Here is a 16032-nt window from a genome sequence, read left to right as displayed (position 1 = left end):
AAATTCGTCGATATCTAGGCCTCGCAGACCCGACGAACGGTCCAAGTCCGCTGCCAGTAAATTTCGACGTTACCGACGTCGATTATCAATGTAGTGATTGCAACGCAAATTGCATGGAGATCACGCATTAATCAAATTTTTTCAATCCCTGCGAGCACCATGAGTAAATGCCGAAGCGAAGGCGTTTAAGAAACAGTATTAAATTTCAACTATTGTTACAATTTATAGATATATGGACACTCACGAAGGATCAATCGCCAGAATATCTATGTCGATGATCCAATAACAAATCGCCAGCTCCCCAAATATAAACTAGCGGAATCGCCAATATTCTCAAAAGATAAAAAATGCTATCTGCAGGGCAGGAATGGTCTATTAATCGGCCTTGAGTATTCGATCTTTTGGCATGACTCACAGATATGAGAAGTTAAGTCTTGCAACCGACCATGACCACCCTAACTTTTATTAGTCATTAAACATTGCACAACACATCAAAAAGAAAAGAATTTATCAACTGATGACAACTTCAGTACGATATTATCCTTCTTAAAACCATCACTTAGCAAACTTAGCTTATCATTTAGAATCGCAATTACTGTCTGAATTCCTCTATCGTTTGCCAACTTAATCAGAGAGACAAGTTTATCTTCATCAGCCGACTCTAAGTAGTCCTGAATATTAAAATGTATAAATCTAGCTCCGCTTTTATTTAAGAAATCAACCAATGCCATGTCGAACGCCATCGCCGCAGCTCTTGGAACTCCATCCCCGGTATTTTTGTTCTCATTAATTATAGAGAATGATAATTCCCCGTCGGAGTTTGTATCTGCTTTTAATATGTTTTTGTAGGTAGAGAATAATTCTAAAGTAATTTGACCATAGCATTCATTGAAAGCTGTAAGCTTCTTATTAAAGTCATTTAGTAAATCTTCAATTTCAGCCTTAAGCTTGTCTAGAGAAGTCTTTTTTACTCTTATTTCCGCTGTAATCGATTTCGTTGTTTCAGCCAGATAGGAAAATTTCCCTCTCTCTTCAACTTTTTGCTGGATATCTCGTTCAAGTAAAATAAACCCACTGAAATGACCTTCATGCGAAAGGTCTTTAATAAGGTTTTTTTCCAGAGCTAACGATTTTTCCAGTACTGTTTTTTTCTCAAAAATATCGCCCTCTAAAGCCAGGCGCTGGCCTCTAACATATAGAGCTTTTCGTGAAAAAATCGAATTATGAAAAGCAATAGTTTCTTCCAGCGATCTCGCCAGACTTGGCAAAATGATATTTGCCTCATTGTATATCGCTTCAACAACCGAACTATCTATGTCTGAGATACTAGCCTCATATTTCTCAACAGTTAGATTTACGTAAACAAGTCTGGCTTCCAAATTCGCTATTTCAGTAGAAAGCGAAGCAATCGCCTCTCGCGAACGCCGTAATCTGGCTAAAGCTTCCTCCTGAATACCAGAGAGATCATAGCTTCCCTCTTTTTGCAGCAGAAGCTCTATTTCCAAGTCGAGAGCTGCGACTCTATCTCTACAGTCTCGTTCATCACTCCCATTCAACAAACTTTCTTTACGAAACTCAAGACTTTCGATTTCTTGCTTAAGTGCTATTTCAGCAGCTAATTTTTCCAGCCCTACAAACCCAAATAAATATGAATAAATAAGGGTGTATTCGTCATTTGTTGTCCAATTTGTCAAGTATCGAAGCGAATTGTTTGATGTAGCTCTGGAGATTCTAAGAAATTTATTCTTTATTGTATTAAATGATGGAGTTAGCGTGGTATGGCCGAACAGCGTAGCTAGCGCTAATTTAAAACCATCCTGAGATTTATATTCAGAATCATCTATCCAGCTTAATCGCCTAATGACAACTCTACTTTTTTGTTGAACCTGCTCAAACTTCCTGGTGATTACACGTTGTTGCCCGCCAACAAAGATGGAGAGTTTAAATAATACTTCACCACCAATCAAAAATTCTCGAACACTATCATTTATGTTGTTATTATCAGGATCTTTCCACAAGCTTTCGCCGTCAGAGCCTAAGCAAAAATTTATTGCCCTTAAAGATGTGCTTTTCCCTATTTGATTTCCGTCATGCCCGTCATTAGTAATGATATTAATTCCATCCTTGAAATTTATATCTCGAATAACATTGCCACTCTTGATAACTTTAAAATTAATCAGTTGCATGACATAACATCCCCTGTCTCAGTCAGCTCCACAGCCCCAACAACAAACAACCAGTCAAGCCCATACATCAAGTATGAAAGTGAAATATCTTCATACTCCAGTTTATATCGTCTATATAACTCCACGGGGCTAACACTGCCAAGTTTTAACGCCGCCAGAATTTCTAGAATATTGCCACCAATAACATACAAGCTTCTGCTGGGGGACTGTAGACTTGAAATAATCACACTGGCTCTTCCAGAATTTTACAGTTTATAAACCCATAGCAAACTATTAACTCCTTGGCTGCTTTCACTAACTCAACGGGAGAGGTTGAAGAAACATTTGCTCCAGACAAAATATCCAATGACACCAAAGAGATGATTTTATCTGAGTTTTGACATATGGCTTCTTTAGCCGCTTCACTATCAAGCGGATCAATATTACCTTCAAGAAAAATCTTTTTCTTAACGTCTTTGTATTTTTGGTTTATTGCCCACAAAAAGGTTTCTTTAGACAGTGGACTTTCATCGTCAATACAGTCAATTAAACTTTCTATCAGCGCCATATAACCGCTTTGCTCTCGCAAATCTTCTGCGTAAATCTTGACGCGATTAAAGGTTATTTTCACTTCAGTTTCTGGATACTTAGGAGCCTGCATTACCGAATTAAACTGTGGTCTGTACACCTCAACGATCTTTATAATTAGCGGATTGAGGACTGAAGGCAGGCCTGATAAAGACTTAACAATATTCAGATTAACGCTTCCAGGACCGGTGTTTAGGACAGCAACACCATCATCTTGGGCGGATATACTGTTATCGAAAGCCATTATCACTTATCCTTGTTGATATTGACCGTACCGCTACCTGAATTGTTTACCGCATTAGCATTATCACGGGCCGAAATGCTGATACTAGCTTTTTTATTTGATGACGCGTGAATCAACATCAACATTAATGCAATTACTACCGTAGCCCCCAAGCTGTAGAGAAAAGCCTTATATGTTTGATCTGGTGTCATTGCTGAAAACATTCCAATTTTCAACCATTCCACATGCATAGAATAAAACAGCGCAGCGGCAACAACTGCTAGTCCACCGCCAGTTTTGAGCGAAGCTTTCAAAAAATCCAACATCAACTTTTCCCTGTCAAAGTATTACAACTATATTTGTTGCCAACGCCGATGGGTAATATTTATACGGCCCATACGCAAACGCACCAATAATATCTTTATGCCATCACCCTGTCTATCTTTTCGCTTTAGAAGCGAGCATCCATATGCTTTGAATTCAGTGTTTACTTGCAGACTCCTCAATAAACGCAAAAACCTCCTCCGACACGCTGTACTGAAACTGCTTGCGTCGGTGCTTCGAGACCTTGCCGTCGTTGTCCAGACACATCATCACCAGCTTCGACAAATCGCTGCCGCGAACATCGAAACGCTGATTTACCGCTTTGACTACACGGTCGTAACGGTCCAGAAACTCAGTTTCCTCACGCAGTTCGATTTCTAGCGCGCGTCGTGCCATCTGTAATGTGAATTCGACGCAACGGGTGGCGTCCCAGAAGCGATAAATGGACGGGTGGCCGATGAATTCGAAAACCATCTGATCAGCGTCCAGCCAAGTGACATTCCAGAAGTCGCGAGCAGGTTTTGAGAAGTCCTTCAGCGCTTCCAGGTATTTCGCCTCTTCGTGTTTCATGGCCACGGAAACGGGCAGCAGCAACCCATTTTCCAAGGCTCCGGAATGGCAAAGGGTCTGATGAATCAAGAAACGTGAAAGTCGGCCATTGCCATCCATGAACGGATGAACGAAGACGAATCCGAAAGCAGTCACAGCAGCCGCCACCAGTGGGTCGACTTGCCTTGAAGACTGATTGGCGAAGTTCATCAACTCTTCCATCAGTTCACGACACAGGTCCGATGCAGGCGGGACATAGCTGACGCCAGCGGCGCCACGCAAACCGTTTTGCAGATGATTCTGTTGGTGGCGAAACAGGACGGCTTTGTCGAAAGGATTGGAAACCGTGCTGTTCTGCAGTTCGACCAGATAGTCTTCACTCAACTCGCGCCCTTCATGGGCCTGGCGCAGCAGCTGAACAAAGCGGCGAGATTTTTCTTCGCTGGGTTCTTCTTTCTCGATGGCGAAGGAATCACGGGTTTCGTGCAGGTAAGCCCAGTTGATGGCGCGGTCCATCATTTCAGGCGGTAATGTCGCCATAAAGGCTTTAGCTCGGCCGAGAATGTCGAGACTGAGCAGGGCTTCGAGTTCAGGAGTTCGTTCTACGGTGGCGCAGTAGCGCATTGAGCCAAGACCATTGAACTCGATTCGCCAACGCGTGTTTCTAAACGCCGGGCCAGTTACATAACGTTCGGGGTCGAAAAGCGGCGCAAATCTGCTGTTGATCTGGGTTTCATAATCGAGTCGCCGATTTGTCAATTCTTCCCAGAGAAAGCAGGTCTTTCGAACAAAGACTCCGTTCGGAGATTTTGCCAGCTCTTGAAGCAGGTGTTCGGCAACAACAGTCTCAAGGGCGGCGGCCAGAATTCCGAGATTGATGCCTTCGTGTTTAAGCGCAAAAAAAATGTGTTCAAGGGTCGAATCGGTTGCCGGCGCGACGGTTTGAGGAACAGCCAGGCAATCTCTAATCATCGAGATGCGTGTGACTGGTTTGACCATAGCCACACGCGTCGGCGCGATAACTTTGAGTTTTAAAGCATCATGGAGGTGTGCGTATCCAACCAAGGGCATTGTGCGCGTCCACAGAAAAAGTTCACAAACGCGATTAAAGCCCAGATTTCTGCAACGCCTGTAAGTTTTTTGCACATTTCAATCGTTCCGCTAAGATTTTTGCACCCCGCTAGTGTTTATTGGAACGCGATCGCTGCCCAGGCCAAGCTGTTTCAACAGAGAAGGCAGGGTGTGGCACCGCACGTCGCATCGATTTTCCCTCAGGCTATTTGTACTCACGACGTATATACTTCATCAGTACATCAGTCGAGGATGCAGACCATGTCCAAACAAGCCGTCTTTACAATGAAACTCGAACCGGAATTGCGCGAGCAGTTCATGGCCGAAGCCGAAGCTTCGCATCGCCCTGCTTCGCAGATTGTTCGTGACCTGATGCGGCAATTCGTTCAAAAACAGCGCGAGTCGCGTGAGTACGAAGCGTTTTTACAACGAAAAGTGGACAGCGCGCGAGTGTCCATGAACGCAGGCGACGGCCTGACGAATGATGAAGTTGAAGCAGAATTTGCCGCCAGGCGAGCGAGGGCTGGTAAAGAATGAGGATTATTTGGACGCCAGCAGCAGCACAGGATCGTGCAGAAATTTGGGATTACCTCCATGCCGTCAATCAAAAAGCAGCCATCGATATGGATACCCGTTTCACTCACTCAATATCTCGGCTGTCCCGAAACCCTGAAAGCGGTCCCGCCGGAATCATTGCAGGCACTCGAGAGCTGATTCCGCACCAAAGTTATCGCATCGTCTATGAACTGGGACAGGACGCGATCTGGATACTCGCGCTGGTTCACACTTCTCGACAGTGGCCGCTGGAGAGTTGAAGAACTCCTCAGATTTACACCCCCCGCCCCTTCCTCAACAGCACATCCAACTGATCCACCACCTCCGCCCAATCGGCGTCATCCAGAATATCGTCGCGCAAAAACTGCGCTTGGCTCTCGCTCCAGAAGAACGCATCCGCCAAGTGCAATTCGGGTTTAAGCGGTGAGTGGGTGGCGATGAATTTATCGATGCTTTCGGCGTCGTCAGGCAGGCCGAGTTGTTTGAACAGGTTGGGGAGGCTGTGGGTTGGGGATTCCATGTCGGGCTCCTTCGTCATCGCGTATGGGATCGGTGACCGCGGCGCAGCCATTCGCGAGCAAGCCCGCTCCCACAGTTGACCGCGTTTCCATGTGGGAGCGGCGGTGCGGCGATCCGACTTGCTCGCGAAGGCGTCATCACTGACGCCGCAAAAACTACTGACTCAACTCACACACTTCAGCATGCGGCACCATTTTCAGGTATTCCGGCACGCTCATGTGCACCAGGTTGTTGTGGTTACCAGCCTCCAGGTAGATGTCTTTTTGCCGGGTCAGCAGTGGGTCGATGACCATGTCCATGCCATAGGATTCGCCCAACGCAGGCACCGCGCCGCGTTCGCAATCCTGGAACAGATGCGCCAGGGTGCTTTCCCGGGTGATCTGCCATTCGCCGCTGCCGCGTACTTTGCTCAGGTCCAGGTGACGGCTCGCCGGCAGCACAGCCATCAGGAAATGACCGTGGTGGTCGTCGAGGATCACCGATTTGGCCACCCGTTCGGCAGGAATGCCCGCGACCCGCGCCGTTTCAAGGCTGCTGGCCGAGTGCGGATGGGTGACGACGTCAAATTCGCAGTGAGCCTTATTGAGGCTGTCCTGCACAGTTCTTGCCATACGCATGATGCACCTCGGAGTCCGCAATAACGTTTCGCGGACGATGGTTAAACCTTTTCTCTCCACTAAAAAGTCTAGGCCCGCTGGCGCCATCGCGCGGGAAATCTGCCCGCCGGAACAACGCCGAAAATTGATCAAAATTCGTACAATCCAGAGCTCAGCTAGACTGTATAAAGAACCATCTATGACTCTCCCGGAGGGTCACGTGAACACTCGTTGTTGTGCAGTTGCGCTGCTGTTGGCCTTGAGCGGATCGGTATTCGCGGCGGACACCGTCGTCCTACTGGTGCCCAACCCCATCGGGATCTGGCTGATCACGTTCGGCATCGCGTTTCTGATCGCCGAGGCGGCCTTGCCCAATTACGGCGTGATCGGTCTGGGCGGCATTGTGATGTTCGTGATCGGTGCGGTGATTCTGACCAACACCGAGGTGCCGGTTCCGCTGATGATCGGCCTGGGACTGGTGAGTGCCCTGTTGCTGATTTTCCTGCTGATCCACGCTCTGAAAACCCGACCGCGCGAAAACGTCAGTGGCGATGCAGGACTGGTGGGTAGCGTGGCCCCGGTGATGTCGCTGGCCGGCAATGCCTACAACGGTTGGGTGCACCTGCAAGGAGAAAAGTGGCAAGTGCTCAGCGCCACGCCGCTGCAACCCGGGCAAAGGGTCCGGGTGGTGGCACGCAAGGGATTATTGCTGGAAGTGGCCGCGGCTGACGCGGCGCCGGGTGGAGAATAACCATGGGCCTGCAACTGGGTTTTGCCGCGCTGCTGTTACTGGTGATTGCACTGGCGGGGTCGACCTTCCGCATCCTGCGCGAATACGAGCGCGGAGTGGTCTTCCAGCTCGGGCGCTTCTGGCAGGTCAAAGGCCCCGGCCTGATCCTGCTGATTCCAGTGGTGCAGCAAATGGTTCGCGTCGACTTGCGTACCGTGGTCCTCGACGTGCCGCCACAAGACGTGATCACCCGCGACAACGTTTCGGTCAAGGTCAACGCGGTGCTGTATTTCCGCGTCCTCGATCCGCAGAAAGCGATTATTCAGGTCGAAGACTTTCTCATGGCCACCAGCCAATTGGCTCAGACCACGTTGCGGGCAGTGCTCGGTAAACATGAACTCGATGAACTGCTGGCCGAGCGTGAGCGGTTGAACATCGACATCCAGCAAGTGCTCGACGCCCAGACCGACGCCTGGGGCATCAAGGTCGCCAACGTCGAGATCAAGCACGTAGACCTTAACGAATCGATGATCCGCGCCATCGCCAAACAGGCCGAAGCCGAACGGGAACGCCGGGCCAAGGTGATCCACGCCGAAGGCGAATTGCAGGCCTCGGAAAAACTCATGCAGGCCGCCGAAATGCTCGGGCGCCAGCCTGGGGCCATGCAGCTGCGGTATATGCAGACGTTGAGTTCGATTGCCGGGGACAAGAGCTCGACCATTGTCTTTCCGCTGCCGATCGAGTTGCTCAAGGGGATGGCGGATTTGTCGTCCAAACCTTGATGGCCCCATAGACACCAACGTCTGGTAACCGCGTCGGAGATTTCCTTCAAGTTGTAGTGGTGTTGGTGAACTTGTTCCGGCCCAAGCCCAGGTCTAGTCTGGCTTTGTCACTGAATAAACGGTGACACGGACGTGCAAGTCCGACGAAACTGTTTAGGGCGCAATTGCCATGGCTCATGCTTTATGGCGGCTGCGCGCAGGAGATCCTCGGATCTGCTGGGTGTCCTAAACAGTCCCGGTCTTGCACACCTGCGCACGGCCGCCACCCAATTCGCGTGCAAACGAACGGTGACGGCTCCAAATTACTGTTTAGGGAATTTTATATGTTCAAGGTATCTCCAAATCCGCCAGACAACTCTGGCACCCCGTCCGAAGAATCCTTCGAAGACGAAAAACTCAAAGAAGCCGCCGACCGCGCCTTCGCCCACTACTTCCCCCCGACCACCGAAAAACCGCCCAGGCACCGCAAAGGTAACCTCTTCACCGTCGCACCCGAGGTCAACACCGAAACCCTTCTGGCCAACGCCTCCGAAGACCTGCTGTCCATCAGCGCCATCGCTGCCAATCTGGCGGACGATGTGGACGGGACGCGGCGCTCGGTAGCCCTGGCGCTCAGCCGCATGGCCGATGGCGTGCAGTTGCTCGTAGAGCGTGCGCTGGATCATTGGGAGGAGTCGGAGATCATGCAGGCTCGGGTCAAGGTTTAGCCGAATAGATTTGTGGTGAATTGACCGCCGCCATCGTCGGAACGCCGCCCGGAGCAAGCTCGCTCCCACAGTTGATCGTCGGTGAACACAACCTATGTGTACGTCTGAGATCCAATGTGGGAGATTCTATGTTGCAGGGCAACCCCGCAACTTCAGGCCGGCTGGTATTTGCTCTGATTTTTCATCAGGGCAAATGCCACCCGGCAGAGTTTCCGGGCAAGGGCCACCAATGCCTGGGTTTTCGAGAAGCCTCTTGCCAAATATGACTCGTAAAACGGTTTCCATTTAGCTGAGCGACAGGCTGCCATTGCGGCGTTGTAAGCCAACCGGCGTACTTCCGGATCCCCTTTTTTGGTCAAGTGCCGGGGGCCGTTCTTCTTCCCGGAGTCATCGACCGTAAGGTCCATCCCTAGAAACGCGATGAACGCATCACTATTGGCAAAATCACCGCGCATAAAGGTCGTCGCCAACCCGGTTGCAGTCAGTTCGCCAACCCCTTCGATGGCTTTGCAGCGGTCGATATTCTCTTCAATACCCGCCTCTTTGCAGACCTTGCGCAGCAGTTTCTGAATGGCCTGATCCGCTTGCTTGAAGGCCTTTTGCTGGGCGGTCTGCACTTTCTTCAACAAGGGTTCATTGGCCCAGCTCAGCATCAGACCGGCATGGTTCTGGATTAGCGTTGCACGCCTGTGGAGCAGGCTTTTCAGCGAGGTGTAGGCCTTGGGTGGCGGGCTCCAGATCCGCAGTCCGTCTTGTTCGTTCGTCAAATAACGCGCCAGCAGACGGGCATCGCAGGGATCGTTCTTGGCTCGCTGGCCGATGCCGCGGCGATAGTTGCTCACCCGATAAGCATCCACGACATAGACCTGGTGACCCATCGCATGGGCCAACTCGACAGTGTCCAGGTGGTAGATGTTGGTGGCTTCAACGGCGATAGCGCTTTGGGCGGGCAATGTTTTAAGCCAGCGTTTAAGGGCTGTTCGATCGTTCTTGATGGCGTCAGTGGTTTGCAGGTCGGAGCGATAGATAACTATTTCAGCCTTGGCGATATCGATGCCAACAACCGTCTGCGAAGTAAGGATTGTCATGACGAATCCTCGGAGCTAGGGTTTAAGAGCTTGTCGGGGTCTACCGTTGCGCTGGCTTGCCTCTATCGTCGGTTTTACCGATGAATTCCTTATCGGCGCTTTGGGTAGAAAGGGCGGGACGAGAAGTCTCCCACGGTCTGTACTGGTCAGAGTCAGAATCGAGCTTTTAGTCCCGCCCACCCCTTCAAGTCTAAACATACAAGCGAGCTTGCTCGCGATGGCGTCAGTGCCGTCGATACATGACTTCTGGAAAAAGCGTTTTTTGTTACAGACTCAATGCAACACAAACAAACGCGCGTTGGCGCCGCCCGCCTGCGTGACGCCAACGTTCTGCCAGCCTGCGGGCAACGGCGCGAATTCGTCCGGCACATCGAGGGTGCCGATCAACCATACTCGGCCGGTGCCTTTGGGCAAATTACCGAGGCTGTCGAGGTAAATATCCTGAGTCACCAGCGTGCCGAAACCATAGGCATTCGGCCGGCTCGAAGCACCCTTGGCCGGTGGGGTGTACAGCAGCGGTTTGGCGTCGGTGCGGTTGTAATAAACGTAACTGAGGTACCAGAGCATGTCGCTGGTGACGATCCGGTCACCGGCAACGAAGTGCTGGTTCACGTAGTCCACCATGACGCTGATTTGATCGTTGGTATCGACCGTGGCGTTGTTGTTCAGGCCTACCAGTTCGACGCTGACAAACAACACCAGCACCGTCAGGGCCACCACCCGAAAGACCGCGTACACGCGGTCAATGGCCAGTGCGGCAATCATCGGCAGGCCGAGGGCATACACGGTGAGGTAACGCTCGATGAACACCGGCGAGATGAACGACACCGAAAACACCAGCAACAACGGCAAAACGGTGTAGATCACCAGTAACGCGCTGCCACGAATGACACTGCGATCCCGCGCCAGCGCCACACACACCAAGGCCAGCACCGCCAAGGGCAACGTCATGAAAAGCGGTGTGGCCAGGGTCTCGCCATCGTCCTGGGTCAGGAACGACCAGATCATCGAAGGTAACGAGGCGAAGGTGACCGGTGTCTCCCACCCTACATCGCCATTGGCTTTGAGTTGGTCCATGTGCTGCATCAGATCTATCAGGCTGGGCACCCACGGCAAGTACACCAACACAATCGCCACGTTCGCCCACCACCAGCCGGGCTGCTGGATATGCCGCAAGCGATAGCCAGGCTGTACGCGGAGCAGCCCCAGATACAGCCAGTGACACAGCACGCACAGGGCCGTGAAGTAATGGGTGTAGAACGCCGCGCTCATCAGCAGTGCGTAAATCACCAGATAGCGCCTACGCCCGGGGTGTTTGATCCAGTAAACCAGGGCAATCGTGGCACCGATCAGCCACAGCCCCAGCAACGAATACATGCGCACTTCCTGGCTGTAACGCACGGCGGTAGGCAGCAGCGCCAACAGGACGCCGGCCAACAACGCGGCGCGGCGAGTGGCGAGCAAGTCCACCAGCCAGACGCCAAGCGCCACGGTGGCAATCCCCGGTAGCGCGCTCAGGCTTCGAATCGAAAAAATGCCATCGCCGAACAGCTCGATCCAGCCATGCAGCAGCATGAAATACAGCGGCGGATGCACATCATGGGCAGCATGCACCCAGATCCCGGCCAGCGAATACTGGCTCAGCAGCAGACTGGAACCTTCATCGCCCCAGACCGCCGCCGCGGTCAGGTCATAAAAACGCACCAGCGCGGCCAATGCCAGGATCGGCAGCAGCCAATGCTCGCGCACCCATCGAAGCAAGCGTTGAACACTCGCCCAGGCGCTGGGTGCCGCGGGGGGGCCTTGGGTGCCGTCAAGCGGCGTTTCTCTGTGCGCCTCCATTGCCTCCCCTCGAGTCTGCCGGTGAAAAAACCTTGAAGCTTGCCATCACTGTAGGACAGGCACAGCGCCGTCGTCGATGCTGGCTTTGCGACCAACGACATTCGGCGGCCATGCGGATCCGGGTCTACGCTCTTGCATGGCGTGACTTGACCACGGAGATGCCCATGGAAACGATGAACCCCTTCCTGGTGCTCAACTTCAGCATCGCCCTGAATGGGCTGCTCCCTTCGCGCAACTGAGCAGCCGCCGGGGGGTTCAAATCCCCCCGGCCACTTTCAATTTTGGAGTGACGCCATGCTGCAACAGGTTCAAAGCCAACACTTTCAGGCGCTGCCGGAGTTGGGTCAGGTGCAAGACATCTTTGTCTCCCGAGTGCCGGCCATGGGACGTGACCCCGGCGTGGGGTACTTTTACATCGCGTTCAATTGAACACGAAATTCCAATGTGGGAGCGAGCCTGCTCGCGAAGGGGCCAGATCAAACACCGCAAATCTTACCGCTGCATCCCCCAACGCTTCACCGTGACCCGCTCCAACGTGCTGAACACCAGGTTTTCCACCAGCAAGCCGATCAGGATCACCACCGCCAATCCGGCAAACACCTTGTCGGTGTACAGCTCATTGCGGTTCTGGAAGATGTACCAGCCCAAGCCACCCTTGCCACTGGTGGCACCGAACACCAATTCAGCGGCGATCAGCGTGCGCCAGGCGAAGGCCCAGCCGATTTTCAGCCCGGCGAGAATCGATGGCAGTGCTGCCGGAATCAGAATGAACAGCACGAAGCGCATGCCTTTGAGGCCGTAATTGCGCCCGGCCATGCGCAGGGTTTCCGAGACACCGAGGAACCCGGCATAAGTGTTCAACGCCAAGGCCCAGAGCACCGAATGCACCAATACGAAAATCAGGCTGTTCTGCCCAAGGCCGAACCACAGCAGCGCCAACGGCAATAGCGCAATCGCCGGCAGCGGGTTGAACATCGAGGTCAACGTACTCAATAGATCGCGACCGAACTGCGTCGACACCGCCAAGGTGGTCAGGGCAAACGCCAGCACGATGCCGATCAGGTAACCCTTGAGCAACACCACCAGCGAAATCCACACCTTGCCCAGCAATTCGCCACTGAGCAAACCGTCGTACAGCGCGCTCCCGGTTTGCAGAAAACTCGGTAGCAGCAGGTCGTTGTTCTGAACGCGGGCAACCACCTCCCACAGGACCGCGAGCAAAATCAGGATCAGGCTTTTGCGTAACCAGCCTTGTTGCCAGAGTCGTTGACCGAGCGGTAATTCACGCTCCAGCGGCACGCTCGTCAGCGGCTGCAACACCGTTTCAAACTCTTCACGCGGGGATGATAAAAGGCTCATCGGGCACTCCTCTCAATGGCTCAATAAGCGATGCGGATGTCAGAGAAATCCAGCTCATGCTCGGTTTCCGGGCACTGACCTTCATCGAACAACAACCGATGAATGCATCGCGCAGATTCCTGAAAGGCCACGCCACCTAGGCTGTGCAAGTCGTATTGATGGCTGTGGACTTCCGCCCGCACCCGCCCCGGATGCGGCGACAGCAGCAGGATTCGATTGCCCACCACCAGCGCTTCTTCGATGGAGTGCGTGACGAACAGCAGCGTGAAGCGCACTTCTTCCCAGAGCAGCAGCAATTCTTCCTGCATCTTGCGGCGAGTCAGCGCGTCCAGGGCGGCGAAGGGTTCGTCCATCAAGAGGATTTTCGGCTGCATGGCCAGCGCACGAGCAATCGCCACACGCGCTTTCATGCCGCCGGACAAGGTATGCGGGTAGGCATCGGCAAACGCCGCCAGACCGACCTTTTCCAGGTAGTGCAGCGCTCGCTCCTCGGCCTCTTTGCGCTTGAGGGTTTTCGAGGCAAGCAGCGGAAACATCACGTTCTGTTTGACGGTTTTCCACGGCGGCAGTTGATCGAATTCCTGGAACACCACGATCCGGTCCGGCCCCGGGGCATGAACGGTTTGCCCCTGAAGACGAATCTCGCCTTCACACGGCTGGATGAACCCGGCGACCGCCTTGAGCAACGTTGACTTGCCGCAACCGGACGGACCGAGCAGCACAAAGCGGTCTGCCGGATCGATTTCAAAACTGACCTGATGGGTCGCACGAACCACCCGCTGAGGCGTGCGGTATTCGAGGCTGACATTGTCGACCGACAGCAGCGCCTGGGCTGCCGCGATCGGTTTGCTGACCGTGTGGCCTTGCAAAGGGGCGTTCATGTCGGTCAGCTCCCTTGCAGCGGTTTGGCGTCCTGGAAGAAGTAGTCCTTCCACGAGTCCGGTTTGTTTTTGATCGCGCCGACGCGGTAGAGGAACTCGGCCAACGGGTAAGTGTTTTTCGGCGTGACGCTGAATTCGAACTGCGGGTTATCGATGATTTTCAGCAGCGCGGCACGGTCGATTTTGGCCTTGGTAACGCGGATGTAAGTGTCCGCCGCCGCGCCTTTATCGTTCTGGGCAAACTCGGCCGCTTCAGTCAGCGCCTGGACGAACGCTTTATAGGTTTTCGGGTTCTCGTCGCGGAATTTTTCGGTGGCGAACAGCACCGTCGGCGAGTTCGGGCCGAGCACGTCATTGGAATTCAGCACAACGTGGACGTTAGGGTTAGCCAGCTCTTGATCCTGGAACGGCGGGTTGGAAAAGTGCCCGGTCAACTCGGTGCCGCCGGCAATCAGCGCCGCCGTGGCGTCGGGGTGCGGAACGGCGATGGTGTACTTGTCGAGGCGATTGAATTCCTTGTCACCCCACTGCTTGGCGGCCGCGTATTGCAGGATGCGCGATTGCACCGACACGCCGACCGCCGGCACCGCGATACGGTCCTTCTCGGTGAAATCGGCGATGGTTTTGACCTTGGGATTATTGCTCACCAGGTAGTACGGGAAGTTGCCGAGGGAGGCGACGGCTTTGACGTTCTGCTTGCCGTGGGTGCGGTCCCAGATGGTCAGCAGCGGACCGACGCCCGCACCTGCAATATCAATGGAACCGGAGAGCAACGCATCGTTGACCGCCGCACCACCGGAGAGCTGAGTCCAGTCGACCTTGATGTCGATGCCTTCCTGCTTGCCGTACTTCTCGATCAGGTTTTGATCGCGCACCACATTGAGCAACAGATAAACAATGCCGAACTGCTCGGCGATGCGGATTTCACCTTCAGCGTGGGCCACGGTCGGCGCCACCAGGCTGCCGGCGATCAGGCTGAAACCCAGGCCAATGGCCGCGGCCAGCGGTGCAAATGGAAGACGTTTGGACATGAGAGTTTCTCCGACAAATCAGAAAGGCGCGTCGCCCTGGATGGTGGTGCGATACAACTTGCGGCGCAGGTAGCTCGGGCATCCGGCGGCGAGATGAATCAGCGAACGGTTGTCCCAGAACACCAGGTCGTGGGCCTGCCATTGATGGCGGTAGATGTTTTGCGGCAGCACGCTGTGGGCGTAGAGCTCATCGAGCAGTTGCTTGCTTTCGTCTTCCGGCAAACCAACGATGCGGGTGGTGAAACCCTCACTGACGAACAACGCTTTGCGACCGTTTTCCGGGTGGGTACGAACAATCGGGTGAACCACTTCGGCGACCTGAGCGAGTTGCTCTGGCGTCAGCGTCGGGCGCCAGTTGCCTTCGAATTTGGTCTCGCTGTAGCGCGCGGTGTAAGAGTGCGCGGCCGAGCGACCTTCGACGGCTTTGCGCAGCGCTTCGGGCAGGTTGTCCCAGGCTTTGTGCATGTCGGCGAAGAGCGTGTCGCCGCCCTCGGACGGCAGCTCCTGGGCGTGCAGCATCGAGCCCAGGCTTGGCAGTTCTTTATAGGAAAGGTCGGAATGCCAGAACTTGCCGGCGTCGCCGAGGCCGATGGATTGGCCATTTTCGATGATGTTGGAAACGATGAGGATTTCCGGATGCCCGGCGAGCAGGAATTGCTTGAGCACATGAATCTGCAACACGCCGAAACGGCGGCTGAAAGCGATCTGCTGCTCGGGGGTAATGCGTTGATCGCGGAACACCACGACGTGATGATCCAGGTGCGCGCGGTGGATGCGGGCGAAGTCCTGATCATTGATCGGGCGGGACAGGTCGAGGCCGATGATTTCGGCACCGACAGCGCCACTGAACGGGCGGATGTCGAAGGTTTGCGGCGCGATGTTCGCGGCGCTTGGGGAAGCCGTTGCTGCAGACATAAATCACTCCCACGCACGGCACGCTCAAAGGCGCGCGCGTCGATCAAGAAACTCACGGAGGTCCCGTGTTGGTTCGTGTCGTGCGGCGCGCCGATTGGTCGGCAGGT

General features: G+C 53.6%; 18 protein-coding genes and 2 pseudogenes. 7 read left to right on the top strand and 13 right to left on the bottom strand.

Annotated features, from left to right (window positions below):
- Positions 1-491: 491 nt before the first annotated feature.
- The 5 genes from ACMXYH_RS01735 to ACMXYH_RS01715 form a co-directional block, all read right to left on the bottom strand.
- The gene (locus ACMXYH_RS01735; protein WP_415766107.1) at positions 492-2186 is read right to left on the bottom strand and encodes a DUF2326 domain-containing protein; all 1695 of its coding nucleotides are present in this window, start codon (positions 2184-2186) and stop codon (positions 492-494) included.
- A complete protein-coding gene (locus ACMXYH_RS01730; RefSeq protein WP_415766106.1) occupies positions 2177-2413 on the bottom strand; it encodes an ABC-three component system middle component 6 in 237 nt (78 codons plus the stop codon). The genes ACMXYH_RS01735 and ACMXYH_RS01730 overlap by 10 nt, the downstream gene beginning before the upstream one ends.
- Positions 2410-2997 carry a hypothetical protein gene (locus ACMXYH_RS01725; protein WP_415766105.1) on the bottom strand — a complete coding sequence of 196 codons (588 nt, stop codon included), beginning with the start codon at positions 2995-2997 and terminating at the stop codon, positions 2410-2412. The genes ACMXYH_RS01730 and ACMXYH_RS01725 overlap by 4 nt, the downstream gene beginning before the upstream one ends.
- Positions 2998-2999: 2 nt before the next feature.
- Positions 3000-3302, bottom strand: coding sequence for a hypothetical protein (locus ACMXYH_RS01720; RefSeq protein ID WP_283189583.1), 303 nt, complete (start codon positions 3300-3302; stop codon positions 3000-3002).
- 154 nt (positions 3303-3456) lie between these two features.
- Positions 3457-4920: a Fic family protein gene (locus tag ACMXYH_RS01715; RefSeq protein WP_415766103.1), complete on the bottom strand. Its 1464-nt coding sequence runs from the start codon at positions 4918-4920 to the stop codon at positions 3457-3459.
- A 261-nt stretch (positions 4921-5181) separates the two neighbouring features.
- Here ACMXYH_RS01715 and ACMXYH_RS01710 point away from each other — a divergent pair, with 261 nt between their 5' ends.
- Both ACMXYH_RS01710 and ACMXYH_RS01705 read left to right on the top strand, forming a co-directional pair.
- Positions 5182-5457 carry an antitoxin of toxin-antitoxin stability system gene (locus tag ACMXYH_RS01710; protein WP_415766102.1) on the top strand — a complete coding sequence of 92 codons (276 nt, stop codon included), beginning with the start codon at positions 5182-5184 and terminating at the stop codon, positions 5455-5457.
- Positions 5454-5735, top strand: coding sequence for a type II toxin-antitoxin system RelE/ParE family toxin (locus ACMXYH_RS01705; RefSeq protein WP_415766101.1), 282 nt, complete (start codon positions 5454-5456; stop codon positions 5733-5735). The genes ACMXYH_RS01710 and ACMXYH_RS01705 overlap by 4 nt, the downstream gene beginning before the upstream one ends.
- 14 nt (positions 5736-5749) lie before the next feature.
- Here ACMXYH_RS01705 and ACMXYH_RS01700 read toward each other — a convergent pair whose 3' ends face one another.
- Together ACMXYH_RS01700 and ACMXYH_RS01695 are read right to left on the bottom strand one after the other, a co-directional pair.
- On the bottom strand, positions 5750-5995 hold the full coding sequence (locus ACMXYH_RS01700) for a DUF2789 domain-containing protein (RefSeq protein ID WP_095127695.1): 246 nt from the start codon (positions 5993-5995) through the stop codon (positions 5750-5752).
- A gap of 154 nt (positions 5996-6149) precedes the next feature.
- The gene (locus ACMXYH_RS01695; RefSeq protein ID WP_123369093.1) at positions 6150-6611 is read right to left on the bottom strand and encodes an aminoacyl-tRNA deacylase; all 462 of its coding nucleotides are present in this window, start codon (positions 6609-6611) and stop codon (positions 6150-6152) included.
- A gap of 199 nt (positions 6612-6810) precedes the next feature.
- Here ACMXYH_RS01695 and ACMXYH_RS01690 point away from each other — a divergent pair, with 199 nt between their 5' ends.
- The 3 genes from ACMXYH_RS01690 to ACMXYH_RS01680 all read left to right on the top strand — a co-directional run bounded on the left by ACMXYH_RS01690 (position 6811) and on the right by ACMXYH_RS01680 (position 8809).
- The gene (locus ACMXYH_RS01690) at positions 6811-7341 is read left to right on the top strand and encodes an NfeD family protein (protein ID WP_415766100.1); all 531 of its coding nucleotides are present in this window, start codon (positions 6811-6813) and stop codon (positions 7339-7341) included.
- Positions 7342-7343: 2 nt separating this feature from the next.
- A complete protein-coding gene (locus tag ACMXYH_RS01685; protein ID WP_129439535.1) occupies positions 7344-8102 on the top strand; it encodes a slipin family protein in 759 nt (252 codons plus the stop codon).
- Positions 8103-8425: 323 nt separating this feature from the next.
- The gene (locus ACMXYH_RS01680) at positions 8426-8809 is read left to right on the top strand and encodes a DUF6124 family protein (protein ID WP_415766099.1); all 384 of its coding nucleotides are present in this window, start codon (positions 8426-8428) and stop codon (positions 8807-8809) included.
- A 126-nt stretch (positions 8810-8935) separates the two neighbouring features.
- Here ACMXYH_RS01680 and ACMXYH_RS01675 read toward each other — a convergent pair.
- Positions 8936-9897 (bottom strand): annotated as a pseudogene (locus tag ACMXYH_RS01675) (IS110 family transposase).
- Between the two features lie 273 nt (positions 9898-10170).
- Positions 10171-11739 carry a glycosyltransferase family 39 protein gene (locus tag ACMXYH_RS01670; RefSeq protein WP_415766098.1) on the bottom strand — a complete coding sequence of 523 codons (1569 nt, stop codon included), beginning with the start codon at positions 11737-11739 and terminating at the stop codon, positions 10171-10173.
- Between the two features lie 158 nt (positions 11740-11897).
- Here ACMXYH_RS01670 and ACMXYH_RS01665 point away from each other — a divergent pair.
- Positions 11898-11978, top strand: a pseudogene (locus ACMXYH_RS01665) (phage tail protein); the annotation flags it as partial.
- A gap of 55 nt (positions 11979-12033) precedes the next feature.
- Positions 12034-12168 (top strand): hypothetical protein, encoded by a 135-nt coding sequence (locus ACMXYH_RS01660; RefSeq protein WP_415767777.1) that lies wholly within the window; start codon positions 12034-12036, stop codon positions 12166-12168.
- A gap of 63 nt (positions 12169-12231) precedes the next feature.
- Here the strand turns inward: ACMXYH_RS01660 and ACMXYH_RS01655 are convergent, their stop codons facing one another.
- Genes ACMXYH_RS01655 through ACMXYH_RS01640 form a run of 4 tightly spaced genes read right to left on the bottom strand, consistent with a single transcriptional unit; the run spans position 12232 to position 15925 of the window.
- The gene (locus ACMXYH_RS01655) at positions 12232-13098 is read right to left on the bottom strand and encodes an ABC transporter permease (protein WP_033058673.1); all 867 of its coding nucleotides are present in this window, start codon (positions 13096-13098) and stop codon (positions 12232-12234) included.
- Positions 13099-13118: 20 nt separating this feature from the next.
- Positions 13119-13979 (bottom strand): ABC transporter ATP-binding protein, encoded by an 861-nt coding sequence (locus tag ACMXYH_RS01650; protein ID WP_415766097.1) that lies wholly within the window; start codon positions 13977-13979, stop codon positions 13119-13121.
- A gap of 5 nt (positions 13980-13984) precedes the next feature.
- Positions 13985-15010, bottom strand: a complete 1026-nt coding sequence (locus tag ACMXYH_RS01645) for an ABC transporter substrate-binding protein (RefSeq protein ID WP_046047244.1) — start codon at positions 15008-15010, stop codon at positions 13985-13987.
- Positions 15011-15028: 18 nt separating this feature from the next.
- Positions 15029-15925, bottom strand: coding sequence for a TauD/TfdA dioxygenase family protein (locus ACMXYH_RS01640; protein ID WP_056745751.1), 897 nt, complete (start codon positions 15923-15925; stop codon positions 15029-15031).
- Between the last annotated feature and the right edge of the window lie 107 nt (positions 15926-16032).

The organism is Pseudomonas frigoris (assembly GCF_047758635.1).
GTDB classification, from domain to species: Bacteria; Pseudomonadota; Gammaproteobacteria; order Pseudomonadales; family Pseudomonadaceae; genus Aquipseudomonas; species Aquipseudomonas frigoris.
This window is presented reverse-complemented; position numbering and strand designations above follow the sequence as displayed.